This is a genomic window from Bradyrhizobium sp. F1.13.3 (assembly GCF_040548265.1).
Taxonomy (GTDB): domain Bacteria; phylum Pseudomonadota; class Alphaproteobacteria; order Rhizobiales; family Xanthobacteraceae; genus Bradyrhizobium.
Genome location: NZ_JBEPRI010000010.1, coordinates 220,384 through 243,327 on the forward strand (window position 1 = coordinate 220,384; position 22,944 = coordinate 243,327).

Annotated in this window: 17 protein-coding genes and 2 pseudogenes; 14 read left to right on the forward strand and 5 right to left on the reverse strand. The window is 63.9% G+C overall.

The features are described 5' to 3' along the window. The first annotated feature begins 22 nt into the window (after nucleotides 1–22). From ABIB66_RS26105 to ABIB66_RS26130, 6 genes and pseudogenes are all read left to right on the forward strand, one after another. Nucleotides 23–959: pseudogene (locus ABIB66_RS26105) on the forward strand (ABC transporter permease). Between the two features lie 3 nt (nucleotides 960–962). Beyond that, complete coding sequence (locus tag ABIB66_RS26110; RefSeq protein ID WP_354205144.1) at nucleotides 963–1,838, forward strand: ABC transporter permease; 876 nt, start codon at nucleotides 963–965, stop codon at nucleotides 1,836–1,838. Nucleotides 1,839–1,881: 43 nt separating this feature from the next. Continuing rightward, a complete protein-coding gene (locus ABIB66_RS26115; protein ID WP_354205146.1) occupies nucleotides 1,882–3,210 on the forward strand; it encodes an NAD(P)/FAD-dependent oxidoreductase in 1,329 nt (442 codons plus the stop codon). A gap of 12 nt (nucleotides 3,211–3,222) precedes the next feature. After that, a complete protein-coding gene (locus tag ABIB66_RS26120) occupies nucleotides 3,223–4,149 on the forward strand; it encodes a 2-hydroxyacid dehydrogenase (RefSeq protein ID WP_275169224.1) in 927 nt (308 codons plus the stop codon). Nucleotides 4,150–4,158: 9 nt separating this feature from the next. Continuing rightward, a complete protein-coding gene (locus ABIB66_RS26125; protein WP_354205149.1) occupies nucleotides 4,159–6,027 on the forward strand; it encodes an ABC transporter ATP-binding protein in 1,869 nt (622 codons plus the stop codon). Between the two features lie 288 nt (nucleotides 6,028–6,315). After that, nucleotides 6,316–7,241 (forward strand): annotated as a pseudogene (locus ABIB66_RS26130) (AraC family transcriptional regulator). Nucleotides 7,242–7,243: 2 nt separating this feature from the next. Here the strand turns inward: ABIB66_RS26130 and ABIB66_RS26135 are convergent. After that, nucleotides 7,244–8,170 (reverse strand): catalase family peroxidase, encoded by a 927-nt coding sequence (locus ABIB66_RS26135; RefSeq protein WP_275169218.1) that lies wholly within the window; start codon nucleotides 8,168–8,170, stop codon nucleotides 7,244–7,246. Between the two features lie 570 nt (nucleotides 8,171–8,740). On the opposite strand from ABIB66_RS26135, the gene ABIB66_RS26140 reads away from it, so the two are divergent. Both ABIB66_RS26140 and ABIB66_RS26145 read left to right on the forward strand, forming a co-directional pair. Beyond that, nucleotides 8,741–9,256, forward strand: coding sequence for a hypothetical protein (locus ABIB66_RS26140; protein WP_354205153.1), 516 nt, complete (start codon nucleotides 8,741–8,743; stop codon nucleotides 9,254–9,256). Between the two features lie 317 nt (nucleotides 9,257–9,573). Beyond that, on the forward strand, nucleotides 9,574–12,903 hold the full coding sequence (locus tag ABIB66_RS26145) for an adenylate/guanylate cyclase domain-containing protein (protein ID WP_354205155.1): 3,330 nt from the start codon (nucleotides 9,574–9,576) through the stop codon (nucleotides 12,901–12,903). Nucleotides 12,904–13,026: 123 nt separating this feature from the next. On the opposite strand, the gene ABIB66_RS26150 is transcribed toward ABIB66_RS26145, so the two are convergent. Beyond that, nucleotides 13,027–14,250, reverse strand: a complete 1,224-nt coding sequence (locus tag ABIB66_RS26150; protein WP_275169215.1) for a polyhydroxyalkanoate depolymerase — start codon at nucleotides 14,248–14,250, stop codon at nucleotides 13,027–13,029. A gap of 171 nt (nucleotides 14,251–14,421) precedes the next feature. On the opposite strand from ABIB66_RS26150, the gene ABIB66_RS26155 reads away from it, so the two are divergent. Next, nucleotides 14,422–15,078, forward strand: a complete 657-nt coding sequence (locus tag ABIB66_RS26155; RefSeq protein WP_275169214.1) for a glutathione S-transferase family protein — start codon at nucleotides 14,422–14,424, stop codon at nucleotides 15,076–15,078. A gap of 278 nt (nucleotides 15,079–15,356) precedes the next feature. Here ABIB66_RS26155 and ABIB66_RS26160 read toward each other — a convergent pair whose 3' ends face one another. After that, nucleotides 15,357–15,581 (reverse strand): hypothetical protein, encoded by a 225-nt coding sequence (locus ABIB66_RS26160; RefSeq protein ID WP_027570609.1) that lies wholly within the window; start codon nucleotides 15,579–15,581, stop codon nucleotides 15,357–15,359. A 182-nt stretch (nucleotides 15,582–15,763) separates the two neighbouring features. Here ABIB66_RS26160 and ABIB66_RS26165 point away from each other — a divergent pair, with 182 nt between their 5' ends. After that, nucleotides 15,764–16,120 carry a hypothetical protein gene (locus tag ABIB66_RS26165; RefSeq protein WP_354205158.1) on the forward strand — a complete coding sequence of 119 codons (357 nt, stop codon included), beginning with the start codon at nucleotides 15,764–15,766 and terminating at the stop codon, nucleotides 16,118–16,120. Nucleotides 16,121–16,129: 9 nt separating this feature from the next. Here ABIB66_RS26165 and ABIB66_RS26170 read toward each other — a convergent pair whose 3' ends face one another. After that, complete coding sequence (locus tag ABIB66_RS26170) at nucleotides 16,130–17,233, reverse strand: mandelate racemase/muconate lactonizing enzyme family protein (RefSeq protein WP_354256089.1); 1,104 nt, start codon at nucleotides 17,231–17,233, stop codon at nucleotides 16,130–16,132. 177 nt (nucleotides 17,234–17,410) lie between these two features. Between ABIB66_RS26170 and ABIB66_RS26175 the strand changes: the two genes are divergently transcribed. The 4 genes from ABIB66_RS26175 (at nucleotide 17,411) to ABIB66_RS26190 (ending at nucleotide 21,680) form a co-directional block, all read left to right on the forward strand. After that, a complete protein-coding gene (locus ABIB66_RS26175) occupies nucleotides 17,411–18,244 on the forward strand; it encodes a GyrI-like domain-containing protein (protein WP_354205162.1) in 834 nt (277 codons plus the stop codon). Between the two features lie 135 nt (nucleotides 18,245–18,379). Then, nucleotides 18,380–19,306, forward strand: a complete 927-nt coding sequence (locus ABIB66_RS26180; protein ID WP_354205164.1) for an SMP-30/gluconolactonase/LRE family protein — start codon at nucleotides 18,380–18,382, stop codon at nucleotides 19,304–19,306. Nucleotides 19,307–19,423: 117 nt separating this feature from the next. Beyond that, nucleotides 19,424–20,017 carry a GNAT family N-acetyltransferase gene (locus ABIB66_RS26185; RefSeq protein ID WP_275169207.1) on the forward strand — a complete coding sequence of 198 codons (594 nt, stop codon included), beginning with the start codon at nucleotides 19,424–19,426 and terminating at the stop codon, nucleotides 20,015–20,017. A gap of 16 nt (nucleotides 20,018–20,033) precedes the next feature. Continuing rightward, the gene (locus tag ABIB66_RS26190) at nucleotides 20,034–21,680 is read left to right on the forward strand and encodes a GMC family oxidoreductase (protein ID WP_354205166.1); all 1,647 of its coding nucleotides are present in this window, start codon (nucleotides 20,034–20,036) and stop codon (nucleotides 21,678–21,680) included. A 406-nt stretch (nucleotides 21,681–22,086) separates the two neighbouring features. Here the strand turns inward: ABIB66_RS26190 and ABIB66_RS26195 are convergent, their stop codons facing one another. Then, the gene (locus tag ABIB66_RS26195; protein ID WP_007600695.1) at nucleotides 22,087–22,929 is read right to left on the reverse strand and encodes an AAA family ATPase; all 843 of its coding nucleotides are present in this window, start codon (nucleotides 22,927–22,929) and stop codon (nucleotides 22,087–22,089) included. Between the last annotated feature and the right edge of the window lie 15 nt (nucleotides 22,930–22,944).

Here is a 22,944-nt window from a genome sequence, read left to right on the forward strand (position 1 = left end):
CAGGTGCGCGAGATCGCCTGAGATGGCCCGTTACGTCGCCAATCGCCTGGCGCAGGCGATCATGTTGCTGGTGATCGTGTCCGCGATCGGCTTCGCCATCCTGCATCTGGCGCCCGGCGGTCCGCTCTCGCAATTCGCGGCGTCCGCGCAGATGACGCAGGAGGACCTCGATCGCGTTACCCGGCAGCTCGGGCTCGATCGGCCGCTGCCGATCCAGTATCTCGACTGGTTCGGCCGGATGCTGAGGGGCGATTGGGGCCGCTCGTATCGCGACGGCGAGGCGGTGCTGTCGGTGATCTCTTCTCATCTCGGCGCCACGCTGGAGCTGATGGCGACCGCGACCATCATCGCCGTCCTGCTCGGCTGCTGGATCGGTGTGCTCGGTGCGCTGCGCCGCTATTCGCTGTTCGATACGCTCGCAACCGTCGGCGCCATGATCGCGCTGTCGATCCCGACCTTCTGGTTCGGACTCGTCACCATCTACGTGTTCTCGGTGAAGCTCGGCTGGCTGCCGGCCGGCAACCGGCAGACCGTCGGCGATGGCTCCTTCCTCGACTTGCTGCATCATCTGATCGCGCCGGCCCTGGTGCTGGCGCTGGTCGAGACCGCGATGTGGGGCCGCTTCATGCGCTCCTCCATGCTCGAGGTGATCAACCAGGACTACATCCGCACCGCGCGCGCCAAGGGCATGCCGGAATGGCGGATCCTTACGGTTCACGCCTTGCGGAACGCGCTGCTGCCGATGATCACGGTGGCCGGCCTTCAGTTTCCGACGCTGCTCGGGGGCGCGCTGGTCGCCGAGACCGTGTTCACCTGGCCGGGCATGGGCCGGCTGTTCCTCGATTCCATCGGCTACCGCGACTATCCCGTGGTGATGGGCATCCTGATGTTCTCGGCGATCATGGTGCTGATTGGGTCGCTGCTCGCTCGTCGTCGATCCCAGGATCCGGGTGGGCTAGGCGATGACGAGCGCAGCCCTCACGACCGTTCAGCTCGCGCCGGGCCAGGCCGCCTGGCGGCGCTTCCGCCGGCACCGGCTCGCGCTCGCGGGCGCCGTGATCATTCTGCTGCTCATCCTCGGTTCGGCATTCGGCCCGTACCTCCTGCCGTTCGACGACACCTATATCGACATCATGAAGCGCTTCGCGCCGCCGTTTTCCGGTGCGCATATCCTCGGCACCGACGAACTCGGCCGCGATGTGCTGGCCCGGTTGATGATGGGCGCGCGTGTCTCGCTGTCGATCGGCTTCATCGCGATGGTGATCGCGATGGCGGTGGGCATCGCCGTCGGCGCCTTCGCCGGCTTCTATGGCGGCGTGGTCGGTGCGGTGCTGATGCGGCTGGTCGATGCCATGCTCTGCTTTCCGACCATCTTCCTGCTGCTTGCGCTCGCGGCGCTCATCGAGCCCGGCTTCGTCACCACCACCGTGCTGATCGCGGCAACCGCCTGGATGTGGGTGGCCCGCGTCGTCGAGGCCCAGGTGCGCTCGCTGCGGGAACGCGAGTTTGCGGTTGCTGCACTCGCGTTCGGCTCGTCGAACCTGCGGATCATGTTCCGCGAGCTCGTGCCCAACGCGGTCGCGCCGATCGTGGTGGCTGCGACGCTGAACGTGGCCAAGGCGATCCTGCTGGAGTCCTATCTGAGTTATCTCGGTTACGGCATCCAGCCGCCGGCCGCGAGCCTGGGCAACATGCTCAACAACGCGCAGATCTATCTCACCAGCGCGCCTTGGCTCGCGATCGCGCCGGGCGTCGCCATCACGCTGGCGGTCACGAGCTTCAACTTCCTCGGCGATGGCCTGCGCGACGCGCTCGATCCGCGAATGAACATCTCATGACAAGCCGACGAGCTTCCATCGAACTGAATATCTGGAGTGTCCCATGTCCCCGCCGCTCACCCGTATAAACAGCGACGAACGCCTGCCGGCGCAGGTGGATGTCGTCGTGATCGGCGGCGGCGTCATCGGCGTCTCCGCGGCCTATCACCTCGCGAAGAAGGGCCTCTCCGTCGCCCTGGTCGAGAAGGGCCATGTCGGCGGCGAGCAGTCGAGCCGCAATTGGGGCTGGTGCCGCCAGCAGGGTCGCGCGCGTGAGGAGATCCCGCTGGCGCGCGAGGCGCTGCGGTTATGGGAGGATATGCAGAACGATGCCGGCGTCGATGCCGGCTTCCGCCGTACCGGCGTGCTGTTCCTGACCAAGAGCAAGGACGAACTCGCCAGCTGGGAGCGATGGGCCGCAACGGCACGCGAGATGCAGGTCCACTCGACCGTTCTGACGCCGGCGGAAGTCGCCGAGCGCCTGCCCGGCAATTCCGAGACATGGGTTGGCGGCCTGCACACGCCGAGCGACGGGCGCGCCGAGCCCTCGATGGCGGTGCCGGCGCTTGCGACCGCCGCGCGAAAACACGGCGTCACCATTCATCAGGGCTGCGCCGCGCGTGGGTTGGAGACGCAAGGCGGGCGGGTGAGCGCCGTCGTCACCGAGAAGGGCACCATTCGCACGCAATCGGTGCTGCTGTCCGGCGGAGCGTGGTCGTCGCTGTTCTGCCGCCGCCATGGCATCGAGCTGCCGATCGGCCTCGTCAACGCCACCGCGTGCCGGACCACGCCGGGGCCGGAGATCACCTCCGGCGCGCTCGGCACCGATTTCTATTGCATCCGCCGCCGCCTCGACGGCGGCTTTACGCTGGCGCTGCGCAACCGCGGCACGGTCGAACTGTCGCCCGATCTGTTCCGCTACGCGCGGACCTTCTGGCCAACCTATCTGCATCGCAAGAACGGCTTGAAACTGTCGTTCGGCAAATCCTTCTTCGACCAGCTCATGCGCGGCACGAGCTGGAGCCTGGACAAGCCGTCGCCATTCGAGACCGAGCGCGTTCGCGATCCCGCGCCTGACATGTCTCTGGTCAATGCCGCGCTGGCTTCGTTGATCAAGTCGAACCCGGAGCTGAAAGAGATCGAGATCGCGGAAGCCTGGGGCGGGACGATCGACTGCACGCCGGACACCATCCCCGTCATCTCGCCGGTCGACGCCATGCCCGGCTTCTTCCTCGCCACCGGCTTCTCCGGCCACGGCTTTGGCATCGGTCCTGCGGCTGGCAAGCTCGCCGCCGACATCGTAACGGGCGCGACGCCGCTCGTCGATCCCGCGGCCTACAGCCACAAGCGCCTGATCGACGGCCGCCGGCTCGCGCCGGTCAGCCCCTTCTGAGGGTTTTGCGGCATGACGGTCCTCTACAAGGCCAACATGGTTCGGGGCGCTGAGTGGGCGGGCTTCTTCGCCGAGCGCGCGCCCGATGTTCCGTTTCGGCTCTGGCCCGACATCGGCGATCCCGCTGACGTCCGCTATCTCGTGGCGTGGGTGCCGCCGGACGACATCGCGACGACTTTCCCCAATCTCGAGCTGGTCTTCTCGGTCGGTGCGGGGGTCGACCAGTTCGACGCGTCAAAAGTTCCGCCACACATTCCGCTGGTGCGCATGCTGGAGCCCGGCATCGCCGAGACCATGGTCGAATACGTCACCATGGCGGTGCTCGCTCTGCATCGCGATCTCCTGCACTTCATCAACCAGCAGAAGGAACAGGTCTGGCGCGAGATCCGGATCACGCCGGCGAGGCGGCGGCGCGTCGGCGTGATGGGCCTTGGCCAGCTCGGCCAGGCCGTGCTGGAACGCCTCACGGCGTTCGGCTTTCCGCTTGTCGGCTGGAACCGCTCGCCGCGCGAGCTCGACGGCGTCACCTGTTATGCGGGCATGGAGTCGTTGCCGGATTTCCTTGCGCAGACCGACATTCTCGTCTGCCTGCTGCCTTTGACCGACGAGACCCGCGGCATCCTGAATGCAGACTTGTTCGCGCGCCTGCCGCGCGGCGCGTCGCTCGTCAACGTCGGGCGTGGCCCGCATCTGGTCGAAGCCGACTTTCTCGCGTCGCTCGACAGCGGCGCATTGTCAGGCGCCGTCCTCGACGTCGCCGAACCGGAGCCGCTGCCCGCAGGCCATCCGTTCTGGGGCCACCCGCGCATCCTGGTCACGCCGCACAATGCCAGCATGACCACGCCGGACACGGCGGTCGATTTCGTGCTGGACGTGATCGCGCGTCACCGCCGCGGTGAAGAATTGCCGGGGCGTGTCGACCGTACTCGTGGCTATTAGGACACTGGCATGAGCATGGGCGCAAGCGGAGCTGATCAAGTCGCTGTCAACGCGCAGTCGCCGGTGCTGTCGGTTTCCGGCCTGACGACGTCCTTCATGCGCGAGCGGCAATGGATTCCCGTCGTCCGCGATGTATCGTTCGATATTGCCTCGCGGGAAACCGTGGCGATCGTCGGCGAATCCGGTTCGGGCAAGAGCGTCACCGCGCTCTCGATCATGCGGCTCATCCCGAAGGAGACCGGCCGCGTCGAAGGCAGTGTCCGGCTTGCCGGTCGCGACCTGCTGACGCTGCCCGAAGCGAGCATGAAGGATGTTCGCGGCAACGACATCGCCATGATCTTCCAGGAGCCGATGACGAGCCTCAATCCGGTGCTCACCATCGGCTTCCAGATTGCGGAAGCACTGATTCAGCACCGCGGCCTGTCGCGCGCGGCGGCGGAGGCCGAGACCATCCGCCTGCTCGACCGTGTGCGGATACCCGCGGCGAAGTCGCGCTTCCACGAGCATCCGCATCGCTTTTCCGGCGGCATGCGCCAGCGTGTGATGATCGCGATGGCGCTGGCCTGCAAGCCGAGGCTGCTGATCGCCGACGAGCCGACCACCGCGCTCGACGTCACAATCCAGGCCCAGATCCTGGAGCTGTTGAAGGAGCTTCAGCAGGAAGAGGAGATGTCGATCCTCTTCATCACTCACGACATGGGCGTGGTTGCCGAGATCGCGGATCGCACCGTGGTGATGTATGGCGGCCAGGCGGTGGAAACCGACCATACCTCGCGCATCTTCGCAGCCCCTTCGCATCCCTACACAAGGGCACTGCTCGCCGCCGTGCCACGCCTCGGCTCGATGGACGGGCGGACGCGGCCGATGCGCTTTCCGATCGTCGACAAGCTGACGGGAACCTCGGACGAGCCGGCGGAGACGCCCGATACGGTCTCGATTGCCGAGCGACCGCTGCTCGAAGTCTCCAACCTCACGACGCGCTTTCCGATCCGCTCGGGCCTGTTCGGCAAGGTCTCGGGCCGCGTTCATGCGGTCGAGAACATCTCCTTCACCTTGCGCGCTGGCGAGACGCTGGCGCTGGTCGGCGAATCCGGCTGCGGCAAGTCGACGACGGGCCGCTCCATTCTCAAGCTGACGGAGCCGGACAGCGGCACCGTCCTGATCGACGGGCAGGATGTGCTGGCCATGAATGCCCGCACTTTGCGCCACTTCCGCAAGCAGATGCAGATCGTGTTTCAGGATCCGTTCGCGAGCCTCAATCCGCGCATGTCGGTGGGAACGGCGATTGCGGCCCCATTGCTCGCCAACGGGCTCGCCACGGCGTCGCAGGCGCGGGAGAAGGTCGCCGACCTGCTCGTTCGCGTTGGTCTCACCGCCGACATGGCCGCGCGCTTTCCGCACGAATTCTCCGGTGGCCAGCGCCAGCGCATCTGCATTGCCCGCGCGCTCGCTCTCGGACCGAAGCTGATCGTCGCGGACGAAGCGGTCTCGGCGCTCGACGTTTCGGTCAAGGCGCAGGTCGTCAATCTGATGCTGGACCTTCAGGCCAGTATGGGACTTGCCTATCTCTTTATTTCGCACGATATCGCGGTGGTCGAGCGTATGAGCCATCGCGTCGCGGTGATGTATCTCGGTGAGATCGTCGAGACCGGTCCACGCGCGGCCCTGTTCGGAAATCCGCAGCATCCCTATACGAAGAAGCTGATGGCGGCCGTGCCGGTGCCGGATCCAGCGCGCCGCGGCACCAGGCGCGAGGTAGCGAACGACGAGATCAGAAGCCCGGTGCGCGCGCCCGACTACCAGCCGCCCGTTCGGCAATATCGCGAGGTGTCGCCGGGCCACGTCGTGCAGGTCTGGGGCGAGGAATGGTCCGCCTGACGAAGGCCATGAGCGCATGGCTCTCTGTCTACGCATCATTTCCAAAATGCACGATGGAGTCGCGCGGCGATCTGCCGGGGAGGTCAACGATGGTGTCCTTCGCGGCGCCGGGCCTGTGACATCACGCTGAAATCACAATGAAATCATCGCGGCGCGATCCAGTGCGACAGCCTGCCGCGCCAGCCTCGTGTTATGCGCTGCGGCTGGACCGTCGGCCGGCGATCTCCGATAATGTGCGGATCTCGGGAAGGCCGGCGAAGACGTGCCTTTACGGATGGATTTACTGAAATGACACAAGCAGGCGTCTACGGGCAGAGGCTCGGGCAGGGCCTTCGCTCGGAGCAAGCACCGGTCCTGATCACGCGTTCGCTGCACAGCTCCGAACTCGCGGTCACCGAAGTCCGCAACGACGATCCGACGCCGGATATTTCCGGCTCGCTGGCTGCGGAAGATGCCTATCTCGTCAGCCTGAAACTCCGCGATATCCGGATTGCGAATGCTGGGAGGAGGGCCGCTGTGTCACCAAGGCGGATGTTCGCGCAGGTGCGACCTATCTGTACGACCTCAAGCGCGACCCGCGCTATGTGATCGACAAGCCGTTTCACTCGCTCTTCTTCTATTTGCCGCGCTCGGCGCTCAACGGCGTTGCTAGGCAACCGGGCGGGCCGCGCGTTGGCGAGCTGAGCTACGAGCCAGGTGTCGGTCATGACGACGAGGTCGTTCGACATGTCGGTGCCTCGTTGCGGCAAGGACTGTGTAGGCCCGACGAGACCAACCAGCTTTTCGTCGATCACATGATGCTTGCGCTCACCGCCCATGTGGCCCAGACCTATGGTGGGCTGAAGCCAGCCGCAGAACCGAGCCGCGGCGGTCTCGCGCCATGGCAGGTGAAGCGTGCGTGTGACCGGCTCGATTCCGATCTCTCGGGCAAGATCGCGCTGCAGCTGATCGCGACCGAGCTTGGCCTGTCGGTCAGCCACTTCTCACGCGCATTCCGGATCTCCACCGGCCTGCCGCCGCATCAATGGCTGCTCCAGCAGCGCGTGAAGGCGGCCAAGCAACTAATGTCGGTCCGCGACCTGCCGTTGTCCGAGATTGCCATCTCGGCCGGATTCGCGAATCAGAGCCATTTCACGCGGGTGTTCTCGTCCATCGTCGGCGTCAGTCCGGGCGCATGGCGCCGCGACACGGATGGCGGACGGGACAAGACTTGAACTTACCGGCGTTTCGCCAGTGAGATCGTGTAGGCCGTGCGGCGCGCGGCAAAGATCTCGTCCGGCGGATGGCCGATGCCGTCGGCAAGATTGACCGGATTGAAGATGGAGCCGTCGCAGGCCTCGTTGGCCTCGAGGCTGGTGATGACGATTGTCCCTAGCCGCACCTGCTCACGGTTGTCCTCGTCCGGCCATCGCAGGGTCACGTCCATGGTGGGATCGCCGGGACGGTCGAGCAAGGCCATCACGTTGAAGCGGATATCGCCGGCTGCGATCCTCCGCGCGAGATCGTCATGCAGGAAATCGGCCGACTTCCCCCTGGCTTCGTCCTCGCTCAAGGTGACGTCACCGCCCACAGGCGCGACCTTGAACTTGATGAAGCGGGTCTCGCCCTTCGCGTTCGTCGCGGGAAAGGCGTGCACGCCCCAATAGGTCGTGCCGGCAAAGCTGCCGGGCAGCCGGCGTGCCGCGACGTAATTCGCCTGGTTCAGTGTTTCAGGATTGGCCGCGGAAAAGGCTCGGACCTTCTCGATGTCAGGCTTGCCGTCCGCGCCTGGGATGCGCGCCTCGAGGAAGGCGAGCATCTGGTCGAGCGTCCGTGCAAAATGCACCGGAGCGGTTTCCGTCAGGATGTCCGAACGATGGGCATCGTCGCCAAGCCTAAAGCTGAAGCCGCGCAGGACGAGATTGTTGGTGTCGGTCACCCCGGGATTGCCGCCGCCAACGGAGAAGCGCGCCAGCACGCGCGACGGTCTTGTGAAGCTCAGCGATCGCGTGATCTCTGCCGCGTGGTCGGACGGCGCATAGGTCCCGCGCACACATCGACCCTTGGCGAAGATCGCGCGCACCTTCGGCGGATTGCCTGCGACCGCCTTCAATGCATCGACGATCGCGGCGGGTGTTGCAGCGAGGGTGGGAAGTTCGGACATGGCTTGGCCTCCGGCGCGAGCGGCATGGCCAGGTTTTAGGTCTGGTGCAGCGCCGACGTCTTTCCCAAAGCCGCGCTGCCTTGTCCGACCCTGCTGATTGCTTGCTCGCGCTTCGGGAATTCACGTGCGCAAAACATGGTATGAGTGGATAGATCTGATGTCGGCGAGACGCGGGACAACTTGTTTACTGATGGCTCTTTCAGCTCCCGCGCTCCCGGGTCTCGCGACGATGCAGACTTGTCCTCCGGAAATTGTGATCGGATAGAGCGACGGCAAACCGCGTTATGTGAACCGTCTCATATTTCATCACTCTCTTTTCGAGCTATCACTCCCGCAAGAAATTGCCGCACCCGGACTTAACTGACAGACACGGGTGAGATGCAAGGCCTGCGTAGCCGCGTGCTCGCAGCTTTGGATTGGCTCTCGTCTAGCTCACGAGCAAGCCAGCCCCATCACTCAGCACAGATTTTTCAGAAATTGGAATCCAGGCAATCGCAAAACGCGTCCACGAGGCTGCCTCTATTCGGGGTCGGCCGGTAGGCCGCTACTTACCTAAGAAGGAGACCCCCAATGAAAATTAGTGATGCAATTTCTAGCGCATTTTCCCTAACGAGGGGCTCCGGCAATCTTCGGATCGCTCGTTCCGGTCTGATCAGGTCGGCCCATCTTCTTGAAAGAATTGGGCTCGCAGCCGTTGGGGCCTCTTGCGGCCTCTATGTGGGTGCGGCCCTGTTGCGTGAGAAAGGCGGACTGTTTGAAAGCGGCTGGATCGTGCTGATAACGATGCTCTACGGAGCTTTTAGCTATTACGTTGGAATTGATTTGTCTCGCAGTGTCGCGCGGAAGTCGATTTCGAGCACCTCGGAAGAGTGGAATGGTTCCGAGCCGGCTGAGATCATGAGCGCGGCCGGAACGTTCGGCGCCGCGATTGCCGCAACTCTGTCCGTCAGCATCCTTGTCCTTGATCATAACCCAGCCAATGGCCTGATAGCCTTTGTTGCCGGCTGTTGGGTGGTTGGTTCTTCGCTCCAAGTCGCGGCGGGCACGATGGCTCGCAACTACGAAGCGCGCATGGACAAGCAATGAAGGAATTGTGCTCACCCAAGAACGTCTGCTTGGCGTCATGACGAGAGCACAAGCCGCAGCGTTGGATTCGGCTCCAGGTCCCGAGTGAGTCGTGACCACTCATCGCAACCTCTGTCGTGCAACGCTGCGTGAAGACGATGTTTGGTAGCGGAGTCGTTCGCATCGGGCGGCGACCCGGCTTAGAAGCCGTGTCGGTACTGAGTAACCTAAATTATCGCACAACAAACAAGACGTGCCATCATGGCGATGTTGGGATATCGTCCCCGCGCCGTGGTCCAAAATCCTGCTAACCGCCAACCACACGATCGGTGGAGCCAATGCAGATTGCGGAGTGGCTCGACAAACTGGGGCTTGGGCAATACGCAGAGCGTTTTGCCCAGAATGCAATCGACGTGGGCATCCTCCCCGAACTGATGGACGAGGACTTTGATAAGCTCGGAGTCCTGCTAGGCCATCGCCGCAAAATGCTGCGTGCTATTGCCGACCTCGATCCAGCCGCGTTGATCGCATCGCCGACGCCTCCTCAGGACGCCGAGCGGCGCCACCTCACCGTTATGTTTTGCGATCTGGTCGGCTCGACCGCGCTCTCGGCGCGTCTCGATCCCGAGGATATGTGGGAAGTGATCCGGGCCTACCGCGCCGCCTGCGCGAGCGTCGTTGCGGCTTATGACGGCAGGATAGCCAGGTTCGTCGGCGACGGAATACTCGTCTATTTCGGCTATCCTCGCGCCCACGAGGATGATGCGGAGCGCGCAGTGCGAGCGGGTCTCGACACTATCTCCGCAATTGGGCAGCTCAAAACAGGCGCCGACGAACGGGTCGAACTGCGCATCGCAATTGCGACAGGGCTTGTGGTGGTCGGTGACCTCATCAGCGGAGATGCGTCAGAGGAACAGGCAACCGTCGGCGACACACCAAACCTTGCCGCTCGGCTCCAGAGCCTGGCGGAACCGGGCGCGGTCGTCGTTGCTTCGTCGACGCGCCGGCTGCTTGGTGATCTCTTCACGTTTCGCAATCTCGGCCGCCGTGAGGTCAAGGGCATAGCCGAACCCATCGCAGTCTGGGCGGTGGAGGGAGCGATCGCATCCGAGAGTCGCTTCGAGGCGGTCCGCGCGGTACGCTCGACCGGTTTTGTCGGCCGCAGGGATGAGATCGAGTTCACTCTCTCGCGCCAGCGGCTGGCATGGCAGGGGCAGGGGCAGATGGTATTGATTTCCGGCGAAGCGGGCATCGGCAAGTCGCGCATTGTCGCAACGCTGTCCGAAAGCCCCTCGTTGGGGGCTCACCGCCGGGTGCGATATCAGTGTTCGCCCTACCATATCAACAGTGCGCTCCATCCCTTTGTCGCGCAGCTCGAGCGCGCCGCCGGCATCCGGTCGCACGACACGCCTGGGCAAAAGCTCGACAAGCTCGAGGCAATGCTGGCGCTTGGAACACAGCAGGTCGCCCAAGCGACACCGCTCATTGCGGCTCTCCTTTCGATTCCCACCGGCGACCATTGTCCGCCGCTGAGTTTGAGCCCGGCGCAGCAGCGGCGACAGACATTTGCCGCCCTTCTGGATCAGCTTGAAGGGTTGGCGCGAGAGCAACCCCTGCTGATTATCTGCGAGGATATGCATTGGACCGATGCCACGACACTTGAACTGTTCGATCTCGCGGTCGATCGGATCAGAGGCCTGCCGATACTCGTGCTCATGACATCCCGGCCAGAGTTCGAGCCCTCCTGGTCGGGCCTTGCCAACGTTAGTCTGTTGCGGCTCGACCGACTCGATCGGCAGGACTCGCGCGCGCTGGTCGAACAGGTGGCCGTTGGTCGCCAGCTGCCACGCGAGATGATGAAGCAGATCATCGATAGGACGGATGGCATCCCACTATTCGTCGAGGAATTGACCAAGATGGTGCTGGAGTCCGGGCTACTCGTCGAAGATGCCGGGCGCTATCGCCTCGATAATCCGCTCCCGCCGCTCGCTATTCCCGCAACGCTGCAGGATTCGCTGATGGCGCGGCTTGACCGGCTGGCCCCAGTCAAGGAGTTGGCGCAGATAGGCGCCGCCATCGGTCGCGATTTTTCATACGCGCTGCTGAGATATGTGGCGGGACGCGATGATCTGACGCTGAGCGCTGCGCTAGCACAACTCGAAGAGGCCGAACTGCTGGTGCGTCGCGGGGCTCCGCCCGAAGCAAACTATAGTTTCAAGCACGCTCTCGTTCAGGAAGCGGCCTACGAGAGCCTGCTCAAGAGCAAACGGCAGGTGCTTCACAAGCGCATCGGCGATGTCCTGCGCGAGAAGTTTCCAGTCGTCGCCGAGACTGAGCCGGAAGTTCTGGCACACCACTTCACTGAGGCGGGGCTGAACGAGGTCGCCCTCGAATGGTGGCGCAAGGCGGGCCTGCAGGCGCTGAAACGCTCCGCCTATTCCGAGGCGATTGCACATCTCGGCAAGGCGATTGCCGTCGCCGATGAGCTGCACGATGAGCACGACCGGATGATGAGTAGGCTACATCTTCAAATCGCATATGGCCGTGCATTACGGGGCAGCCTCGGGCACAGCGCTCCCGAAACGGTAGCCGCATGGACGCGCGCCCGACAGTTCGCAGCCGACATCAATGATCCGGTTGAACTTGCGCCAGTCCATTCGGGTCTCTTCAATGCCTGCCTGACACACGGCGAACTCGCGCCGATGCGGGCGCTGGTGGATGCCATCGTGAACGCCGCTGAACGGCGACCGGACTCACCGGTGGCCGCCGTCGTTGCACATTGGACGGGCGGGGTTACCTGCTGGTTCGGGGGCGACTACTTGAACGCGAGAGTACATCTTGAGAAGGCACTAGAGATCTATGGTGACGAGCCGGATCCCGCGACGTTTAGGGGCTCGGCACTGGATCTCCCATTCGTGATCATGAGGTTTCTTGCCCTGGTGCTTTGGCCGCTTGGCAGGATCGCTCGCGCACGTCGCCTCGCCGTGGAAGCGATAAGTGCTTCCGGAGAAAAACGGGCGCTTTCTCAGGCCAATGCGCTTGTTCATCGAGCTGTGTTCGACGGACTATGCGGGGGCATGTTGCAGCAAACAGAGACGATCCTGGCGCTCGGTCTCGCTCGCGACCACACGATGCCGCTGTATGTGGCCGCCGGCACCTACCTGAATGGCCTGGCCAAGTGGCGTGCCGGCGACGGAATGGCCGCGCTAACGGAAATGCGTCGCGGCTGGACCTTGCTGCACGAGAATGACTGCTACCTCTGTGAGCCGTTTTGGGGGATGCATGTCGCGATGGCGGATGCAGAGTCGGGCCGACTCGAAAACGGGCTGGAAATCTTGAGCGGATTGATCACATGGGCGGGGCAATCCGGTCAGCATTGGCTTGATGCCGAGCTGCATCGCGTCTACGGGGAGCTTTTGTTGCGTCATGATCCTTCGGACCTAGCCAGTGCCGAAAATGCGCTAAACCGAGCGCTGGAAATCGCACGGCACCAACGGGTGAAGACTTTCGAGCTGCGCAGCGCCCTTGGACTTGCACGCCTGCACAAGACAAATGGCCGAGCGGGCGCGGTATCCGAGGTGCTCGCTCCCGTGCTCGCTGAATTCGATGCGGAGCGCAATCTTCCCGAAGTCGTTGAAGCCAGAGAGCTGCTCAAGCAAGTGCATTAGGCACGTGCGGTTTCTCTAGCTAGCCGTTTGGTCAGGAGAGGCGTCGAGATCCTGCCCCAGCATCTCCGGTCGCCTCACTGCAATGCGCGTTCGCTCGTGACGTACGGGCCAGGGGCTGACGGGTTACGAATTCACGTGCACGAAATCCCGCAGCAGCGGGTAGATCTCGTTATTCCAGCGCTTGCCCGAGAACACGCCGTAATGGCCGACGCCGGCCTGCATGTGGTGGACGCGGCGGTAGGCGCGCACGCCGGTGCAGAGGTCTTGCGCGGCCAGCGTCTGGCCGATCGAGCAGATGTCGTCCTTCTCGCCCTCGACCGTCATCAGCCCCATGCGGCTGACGGCCTTGGTGTTCACCGGACGTCCCCGATGCATCAGCTTGCCCTGGGGCAGAAGGTGCTCCTGGAACACGTCGCGGACCGTCTCGATGTAGAATTCCGCGGGCAGATCCATCACGGCGAAATATTCGTCGTAGAAGGTCTTGATGCTGGCCGCCTTCTCCTTCTCGCCCTTGGCGATGTGATCGGCGAGATCGATGTGCTGCTTGATGTGGCGCTCGAGATTCATCGAGACGAAGGCGGTGAGCTGCACGAAACCTGGATAGACTTTCCGCAAGGCACCGCGGCACTGCACCGGCACGTAGTTGATCAGGTTCTGCTCGAACCAGTCGATCGGCCTGCTTTTGGCGAATTCGTTGACCCTGGTAGGCTGGATGCGCGTGTCGATCGGGCCGGCCATCAGCGTCAACGTCGCCGGCCGTGAAGGATGGTTGCCCTCGCACATGATCGCGGCGGCCGCGAGCGCCGAGACCGAGGGCTGGCAGATCGCGACCATATGCGGGCGCGGGCCCAATTGGCCGAGGAAGTCGATGAGATGCTCGGTGTAGTCGTCGAGCCCGAAACGGCCCTCGCTACGGGGAATGTCACGCGGATTGTGCCAGTCGGTGATGTAGACATCGTGATCCTGCAGCAGCGTCTTCACGGTGCCGCGCAGCAGCGTCGCGAAATGGCCGGACATTGGAGCCACCAGCAGCATGCGCGGCTGCTCGCCCACGCCCTCCTTCTTGAAACGCAGCAGCGAGCCGAACGGGGTCGCGTAAGCGATCTCCTCGGTCACGGCGACTTCGCGATTGCCGACCATGACGCTGTCGATGCCGTAGGCGGGGCGGTGGTAGGTGAGGGTGGAGCGGGAGATCAGCTCAAGCGCGGCCGACAGACGGCCGACGACCTGATCCGACAAGCCCTGCGGCACCAGATTGAGGAATCTGAGTGCGGACGAAGCCCCCGACCGCCACGGCGCCGTCAGGTCCATATGGTTCTGAAAGGCCTGATAATACATCGACATCATACTGAAACGCCCACCTGTCCCCGTGCTGCTATGCAATATCGGAGCCAAACCTGGGATGGGCCGCCCTCAAGATTGGCACGTCGCTTGCTGCTCTTTTCGCGGGAAGCACAGGCGGTGCGCACTCCCGCAGAGTCCGGCAGGGTGCGAGTCACAGGCGTGAGGGAAGGCCACATGGCGAAGGCGACACTGACCATCAGCAGCAAGAACTATTCGTCCTGGTCGCTGCGTGGCTGGCTGCTCACGAAATTTTCCGGGCTCGATTTCGAGGAGATCGTCACCGCGCCGGACGACGCGTCGGCGCGCGCCGAAATCCTGCTGTTGTCGTCGTCGATCCTGGTGCCGTGCCTGCGGCACGAGGGCGCGATCGTCTGGGACACGCTGGCGATCGCCGAATATCTCAACGAGGCGATGCCGAACGCCGGGCTGTTGCCCGCGGATCGCATCCAGCGCGCGCATTGCCGCTCGATCTGTGGCGAAATCCATTCCGGCTTCACCACCTTGCGCGCCTCGCTGCCGGTCAACCTGAAGGGGCACTTCCCCGGCTTCAAGATCTGGTCGCGCGCGCAGGCCGACATCGATCGCGTCTGGGCGATCTGGCGCGACTGCCTGGACAAATCGGGCGGGCCCTTCCTGTTCGGCGAGACCCGTACCATGGCTGACGCGATGTACGCCCCGGTGGTGACACGCTTCGTGACCTATAACGTCAAGCTCGAGCCGCAGCTGCAGGCTTATGCCGATACCATCATGGCCATGCCGGAGATGAAGGAATGGATCGCGGCGGCCAAGGACGAGCCGGCCGAGATCGAGGAGCTCGAGGTCGAATATTAGGCAGGCCGGGTGCCATCTGCCTGTTTTGGGAGCGAACATCCAGCCGCCGCATCCCGCAGTCATGTCATTGAAGCCGTTAACTTTTGACGCCCGTAGCTGGCTAAGCCTGCTCACGTGCTGCGCAGATATTGTATGCGCGCGCTGGCCAGTTGCGACATCTAGCCGTGAACAGACGCGTACAGGGACCTACGGCTGATTCGGACGTGATTCGTTCGGGCCGCGTTCCGAAGGTTAAGCCGGGACGCGGCACCGTTGCATTTTGAGACAGACGCCGGTGCTCAGGCTACGCCCGAATGCTTCATGCGCGGGACGCGCCAGCCGATGACGGTAGCTTCAACCGCGACGCCGGCCGCGTGGTTCTGCCAGCGTCCCTCGACATAGCGGCAGGCGAACGGCAGCTGATAAGTCCCGCTGTGGTCCTCGCACAGCACTTCGACTGCAAGGCCAGGCGGCGGTTCTCCGGCGCCGTCGAATTCCGCCAGTCGTCTGTCGCGCGTTGCCATCAAAAAACTCCCCTAAACAAAGCCGCAGAAGGAGCGCCCATTTCCTCCGCGTGCAGATCATCGCTCCCCGTCCGAGGGAACAGCTGCAAGCTCAACGCGAGAATGCGGTGCGAGTGTGGTAGCCTCGACAGGCGGCGTGCAAAAAGCGCACATTGCCGTGATTGATTTGACGAGGAACTTGCATGCTGCTTCGAAGCGCCGGCGTCTGTTTCGCGATGTTGCTGCTCGCTACGCTGGCGATTGTGCCGGTCCGCGCGCAGGACGTGCCCGGCATCGAGATCTGCACCGTCGAGAAGACCATGGAGCGCCGCACCAGCTGCCTCCAGAGCAACGTCGACTTCCTCCAGAAGACTATCACCAAGCTGAACCTCGATCACCAGCAGAAGCTGGATGCCGCGGGGCGCCAGATCGATGCGTTGAAGACGACGGTGGCCGGCTTGCAGAAGATGCTCGGCGATCTCCAGGCCGCGCAGGCGAAGACCGCGGAGGATGTGAAGAAGAAACAGGATGCGCCGCCGCCGAAGGATGCGGCGAAATAGGCGCCGCGCTCAGGCGACGCGATATCGCTCCATCACGCTTCGGTCGGGCTCATAGCCGAGTCCAGGTCCGGTCGGCACCGCGACATGGCCGGTGGCATCGACATCGGCGCGGCCGCCCCAGAGGCAGGCCTCGCGCTTGAGGTAAAACATCTCGACCAACCCGTCGCCGCGCCCCGCCAGGAGATGCAAGGTCGCCAGCAGGCCGGGGCCGAAATATGGGGAGTGCGGAACGATCTTGACGCCGAGCCGATCTGCGAGCGCCGCAACCTTGAGAAATTGCGTGATGCCGCCGACCTTGATCACCGACGGCTGGGCGTGGCTGACCGCGCCCGCATCCATCATCTGGCGGAATTGATATTCCGTGCAGGCGTTCTCGCCGGCAGCGACGCCGAGCCCGCCCTTGCTGCGGACCTCGGCGAGCGCCGCAAAATCCTCCGGCGGCCAGACCGGCTCCTCCAGGAACATCGGCTGCGCGTCGCGGCATGTCCTGGCGAACGCGATCGCCTCTTCGCCTGACAGCGGGCAGTTCATGTCCACCATCAGCGGAATGCCGGGCCCGATCGCCGCGCGCGCGGCAAACACCGCCGGTGCCGTGGTCTCGTGCAGCTTGATGGCGCCATAGCCGAGGGCGAGCGCCTTCCTGCATTCGGCAGCGATGTTGTCGGGCGAACCGATCCGCAACAGGCTCGCATAGGCCGGAATGGCCGGGCGCCTGGTGCCGCCGAGCAGGCGGTGCAGCGGCAGGCCCTTGATCTTGGCGGCAAGGTCCCACAGCGCGATGTCGAGCCCGGAGATCGCGAACATGGTGATGCCGTAACGCCCGAACAGATGCAGATTACGCTGGATCTGCTCCATCACCGCAGCAATGCCGGCGGCATCGGGAACCTCCAGTCCGCGGGCCTGGGGTGCGATCATTTCCTCGACGGCACTGCGCGTGGTGCGGGGGCAGACATAGGCGAAGGCATCGCCCCAGCCGGTCAGCCCGGCGTCGGTGCTGACCTCGACCATCACCATGTCAAGGGCGGTGATCGCGGAGGCGCCTTGGCGGAAGCTCGCGACACCGGCGTCATAGGGGATGCGGATATGGTGCGCCCGCACGTCGGTGACTTTCATGACGCGGTTCCTCCTGCTTTCTGGTGAGCGGTTTCAAGGATGTCCCGAGTGTAGCCATGAACGCCCGGACGTTGCCAGTGGCTGCTCCGGCGTTATCCTCTTGCGGGACCGCAACACCGATCAAGCGAAACCCGCGGACTTCCGTGCATCATGGTCGCGCTTCGAACGAGAAACGCCATGAACCCAGCCCAGCGCGCGCTCTGGTATGTCGAGAGCCATCTGGCCGAGCCGATGACGCTCGACGAGATCGCTACGATATCGGGCGTGTCGCGGTTCCACATCGTGCGCGCGTTTGCCGCAGCCACCGGGCTGCCGGTGATGCGGTACGTGCGCGCGCGGCGGCTGACCGAAGCGGCGCGCAGTCTTGCGAACGGCGCGCCGGACATCCTGTCGCTGGCGCTGGAGGCGGATTACGGCTCGCACGAAGCATTCACCCGCGCGTTCCGCGACCAGTTCGGCACCACGCCCGAAGCGGTCCGTGCCGCGCAATGCGCCGGTCATCTCAAGCTTCAGGAGCCGATCCTCATGGACTCAACCATCGCAGACAAGCTCGCCGCCCCGCGCTTCGAAACCACAAAGGCCTTCCTCGTCGCAGGCATCAACGAGCGCATCTCCTGCGACAACGGCGCGGCCATTCCTGGACTGTGGCAGCGCTTCCACCAGGAGGTCGCCGACATTCCCGTGCGCGTAGGATCGGTCGCCTATGGCGTCTGCTGCAACGGCGACGATGCCGGCAATTTCGACTACATCGCCGGCGTCGAGGTCGACGATTTCTCCGAGCTGCCGCGCCGCTTCGGCCGCATCCGTATCCCCGAGCAGCGCTATGCGGTGTTCACCCACGCCGACCACGTCGCCTCGATCAGGCGCACCGTCAACGCGATCTGGAATCAGTGGCTGCCGGCCTCCGGCCTGAAGGCTGCCGATGCGCCGAACTTCGAACGCTACGATGAAAAATTCGATCCCGCCACCGGCAATGGCGGCCTGGAGATTTGGATACCCGTGCGAGATTAGCGCGCAACGCTGGCATACCATCCCGCTTGCTTGGCAAGCCCCGGCGACTTTGTCATAACCGCAGGCAATCTTGCGTGTGGGGCCCGTGCCGGACATCCCGTGCAAGTCATAACAAGCAGCCGGGAGGGTCCCCACATGTCCAACGTCCGCGTTCTCGCCACCGACCTCGAATTTCCCGAAGGACCGGTCGTGATGCCGGACGGCTCGGTGGTGCTGGTGGAAATCCGCGGCCAGCGCCTGACCCGGATCCATCCCGACGGCCGCAAGGAGATCGTCGCGAAGATTCCGGGCGGCCCGAACGGCGCGGCCCTCGGCCCCGACGGCAAGATCTACATCTGCAACAATGGCGGCTTCTCCTGGATTCCGACCCGCAACATGATCATGCCGGGTCCGCAGCCCGACGATTATCTCGGCGGCTCGATCCAGCGCGTCGATCTGCAATCCGGCCAAATCGAAACCGTCGTGACCAGTTGCGGCGAGCACGATCTGCGGGGGCCGAACGATCTGGTGTTCGACAAGCAGGGCGGCCTCTGGTTCTCCGATCTCGGCAAGCGCCGCGCACGCGAGATGGACGTCGGCGGCATGTACTATCTCAAGCCTGGCATGAAGGAGATCGTCGAGGTCGTGCACGGCATACTGCCGGCGAACGGCATCGGCCTGTCGCCGGACGAGGCCACCGTCTACATCGCGGAGACGCCCACCGGTCGGCTCTGGGCCTACGAGCTCTCCGCGCCCGGCACGCTCAAGCCGCGCGATGTGATCTATCGCGGCGAGCGGGGCAAACCGATCTGCGGCCTCGGCGGCTACCAGATGTTCGACTCGCTGGCGGTCGAAGCGAACGGCAATGTCTGCGTCGCCACCCTCGTCTCCGGCTGCATCTCGGTGATCGCGCCTGACGGTACCCTGGTCGAGCAGGTGCCGACCGGCGACCGCGTCACCACCAACATCGCCTTCGGCGGCCCCGAGCTGAAGACCGCCTACATCACGCTCTCAGGCAAGGGCGAGCTGATCGCCATGGACTGGCCGCGCGGCGGATTGCCTCTCAATTTCCTAAACAAATAAACGGTGCTAGTGACCGTCATTGCGAGCGAAGCGAAGCAATCCAGGAATGCGTCCGCGGTGACAGTATGGATTGCTTCGTCGCTTCGCTCCTCGCAATGACAAAGGAGAGAGTTTCAAATGCCCTGGCCTGATCCCATCACCCTGCGCGGACAGCATGCCGGTCTGGAGCCGCTGTCGCATCAGCACCGCGAGGGGCTGATCGAGGCCGTGAAGGACGGCGAGCTCTCTACCATCTGGTACACCGCGATTCCGACGCCGGACAACATGGGCAAGGAAATCGACCGCCGGCTCGGTCTTCAGGCCGCGGGCTCGATGCTCCCCTTCACCGTGCTCGATGGCAGCGGCAAGATCGTGGGCATGACGACCTATATGAACATTGATGCCGCCAACCGCCGCGTCGAGATCGGCTCGACCTGGTATGGCAAGAGCGCGCAGCGCGGTCCGCTCAACACGCAGTGCAAGCTGCTGCTGCTCACCCACGCCTTCGAAACCCTGGACTGCATCGCGGTGGAATTCCGCACCCACTTCTTCAATCACCAGAGCCGCCGCGCCATCGAGCGTCTGGGTGCCAAGCAGGACGGCATCCTGCGCAGCCACCAGGTCGCGCCGAACGGCACGCTGCGCGACACGGTGGTCTACAGCATCACCGCGGCCGAATGGCCGACGGTGCGAACGCATTTGAATTATCAACTCAACGACAAGCCGCGCTAGAGGCGGCCGAGGCACCATGGAAAGATTTGATTATGTGATCGTCGGCGCGGGCTCCGCCGGTTGCGTGCTCACCAGCCGGCTGAGCGAAGACCCCGCTACCAGCGTCTGCGTGCTCGAGGCGGGCCCGAGCGACTGGCATCCCTACATCCATCTGCCGGCCGGCTTCATCAAGACCTTCCACATGAAGAGTATCAACTGGGCCTACCAGCAGGAGGTCGGGCCCTGGACCGGCGGGCGCAGCATCTATGCGCCGCGCGGCAAGACGCTCGGCGGCTCGTCCTCGATCAATGGCCATATCTACAATCGCGGCCAGCGCATGGATTTCGACACCTGGGCGCAGATGGGCAATCGCGGCTGGGGCTATGCCGACGTGCTGCCCTACTTCCGGCGGCTGGAGAAACGCGTCGGCGAGGGCGAGGACATTTATCGCGGCCGCGATGGTAATCTTACCGTCACCACCATGAACTGGCGCGATCCACTTTGCGAAGCCTTCATGGAAGGCGCGGTGAGCCTCGGCATTCCGCGCAACCCCGACTACAACGGCAAGACCCAGGAAGGCGTCTCCTACTGCCAGCGCACCATCGACAAGGGCTTGCGCGTCTCCGGCGCCACCGCTTTCCTCAAGCCTGCGATGAAGCGGCCGAACGTGCATGTCCACACCCACGCGCACGCGACCGAGATTATCTTCGAAGGCAAGCGCGCCGTCGGCGTGCGCTACATGAAGGGCGGCTCTGGCGGCACGCCGGTTGAGGTCCGCGCCAACAAGGAAGTGATCCTGTCCGGCGGCACCTATAATTCGCCGCAGCTCTTGCAGCTCTCCGGCATCGGTTCGCCCGATCTGTTGCAGGCCCACGGCATTGCCGTGCGTCACGCGCTGCCGGTCGGCGAAGGCCTGCAGGATCATTATGCGCCGCGCACGGTCGCGCGCGTCAAAGACATCAGGACCATCAACGAGCTTCGTCGCGGTTGGCGTCTCTGGGTCGAGGCCATGAAATGGGCGACGGCGCGCAAAGGCCTCCTCTCACTGTCGCCGACCATGGTCTATTGCTTCTGGCACTCCGGCGAGAGCGCGGACAGCTCCGACCTCCAGCTCACCTTTACGCCTGCGAGCTACAAGGAAGGCGTGCAGGGCCAGCTCGAGGACGAGCCCGGCATGACGGTGGCCTCCTGGCAGCAGCGCCCCGAGAGCCGCGGCTATGTCCGCATCCGCTCGTCTGATCCGTTCGCGCCGCCGATCATCCAGACCAATTATCTCGACGCCGAGCTCGACCGCCGCGTGATCGTCGGCGGCATGAAGCTGGCGCGCAGGCTTTTGAAGAGCGCGCCGCTGTCGCCCTATTACGCCTACGAGGACTTCCCCGGCCCTGACATCAACACCGACGACGAGTTCCTGGCCGCCGCCACCGAACGCGGCACCACCACCTTCCACCCCGGCTGCACCTGCCGCATGGGCCCGGCGGATTCCACCTGGGCGGTGGTCGACGACCAGCTCCGCGTCCACGGGTTGGAAGGCCTGCGAGTGATCGACGCGTCGGTGATGCCGCGCATGATCTCGGCGAACCTCAATGCCTCAACCATGATGATCGCCGACCGCGCCTCGGACCTCATCCGCGGCAAGCAGCCGATGGAAGCCGCGCGTGTACCGGACGCCGCGGTGGCGTAGCAAGGTCTCGTGCTCCGGACGCAGCGTAGCGCTTCCCCGGCGATGCGAAGCATCATCCGGTGCAGCGATGCGCTGCAGAGCCGGGGCCCATCTCACAACCTTCGTCCGCCCCTCGCGATTTGAAGCGCGAATTGGAGAGGGCGATGCTCGCCCTTGCTCCGTCATTGCGAGCGCAGCGAAGCAATCCAGTATCTTTCCGCGGAGGCAGCCTGGATTGTTTCGCTGCGCTCGCAATGACGAGGTGGAGAGAGTGAGCCATACTCTCGGTGTCATCGCCCGGCTTGACCGGGCGATCCAGTATTCCAGAGGCGGTTATGATTGAGTCGAGAAGCCGCGGCGTACTGGACTTCCCGCCTTCGCGGGGAATGACACCGGAAGGTGGGGCGGCAGCGGAGTGCGCTCGAACCTACACTTCTCTCCGGCTCAGGAACGCCAGCCGCTCGAACAGATGCACGTCCTGCTCGTTCTTGAGCAGCGCGCCGTGCAGCGGCGGAATGAGTTTGCGCGGATCACGTTCGCGCAACTGCTCGACGCTCATGTCTTCGTTGAGCAGCAGCTTGAGCCAGTCGAGCAGCTCCGAGGTCGACGGCTTCTTCTTCAAGCCGGGCACCTCGCGGACCTCGAAGAAGATTCGCAAGGCTTCTTCGACCAGCCGCTTCTTGATGCCGGGGAAGTGGACGTCGACGATCCGGGTCATGGTGTCGGCATCGGGGAACTTGATGTAGTGGAAGAAGCAGCGGCGCAGGAACGCGTCCGGCAGCTCCTTCTCGTTGTTGGAGGTGATCATCATGATCGGGCGCTGCTTGGCCTTGATCGTCTCGCCGGTCTCGTAGACATGGAATTCCATCCGGTCGAGTTCGAGCAAAAGATCGTTCGGAAATTCGATATCGGCCTTGTCGATCTCATCGATCAGCAGCACCGGGCGCTGCTCGGCGGTGAAGGCATCCCACAGCTTGCCGCGCTTGATGTAGTTCTTGATGTCGGACACGCGGGCATCGCCAAGCTGGCTGTCGCGCAGGCGCGACACCGCATCGTATTCGTAGAGGCCTTGCTGCGCCTTGGTGGTCGACTTGATGTGCCAGGTCAGAAGCGGGGCGTTCAGCGCCTTCGCCACTTCCTCCGCCAGCACCGTCTTGCCGGTGCCGGGCTCGCCCTTGATGAGCAACGGGCGCTCCAGCACGATCGAGGCGTTGACCGCGACCTTGAGATCGTCGGTCGCAACATAGTCCTTGGTGCCGGTAAATTTCATTGCGCGTCCTTGTTG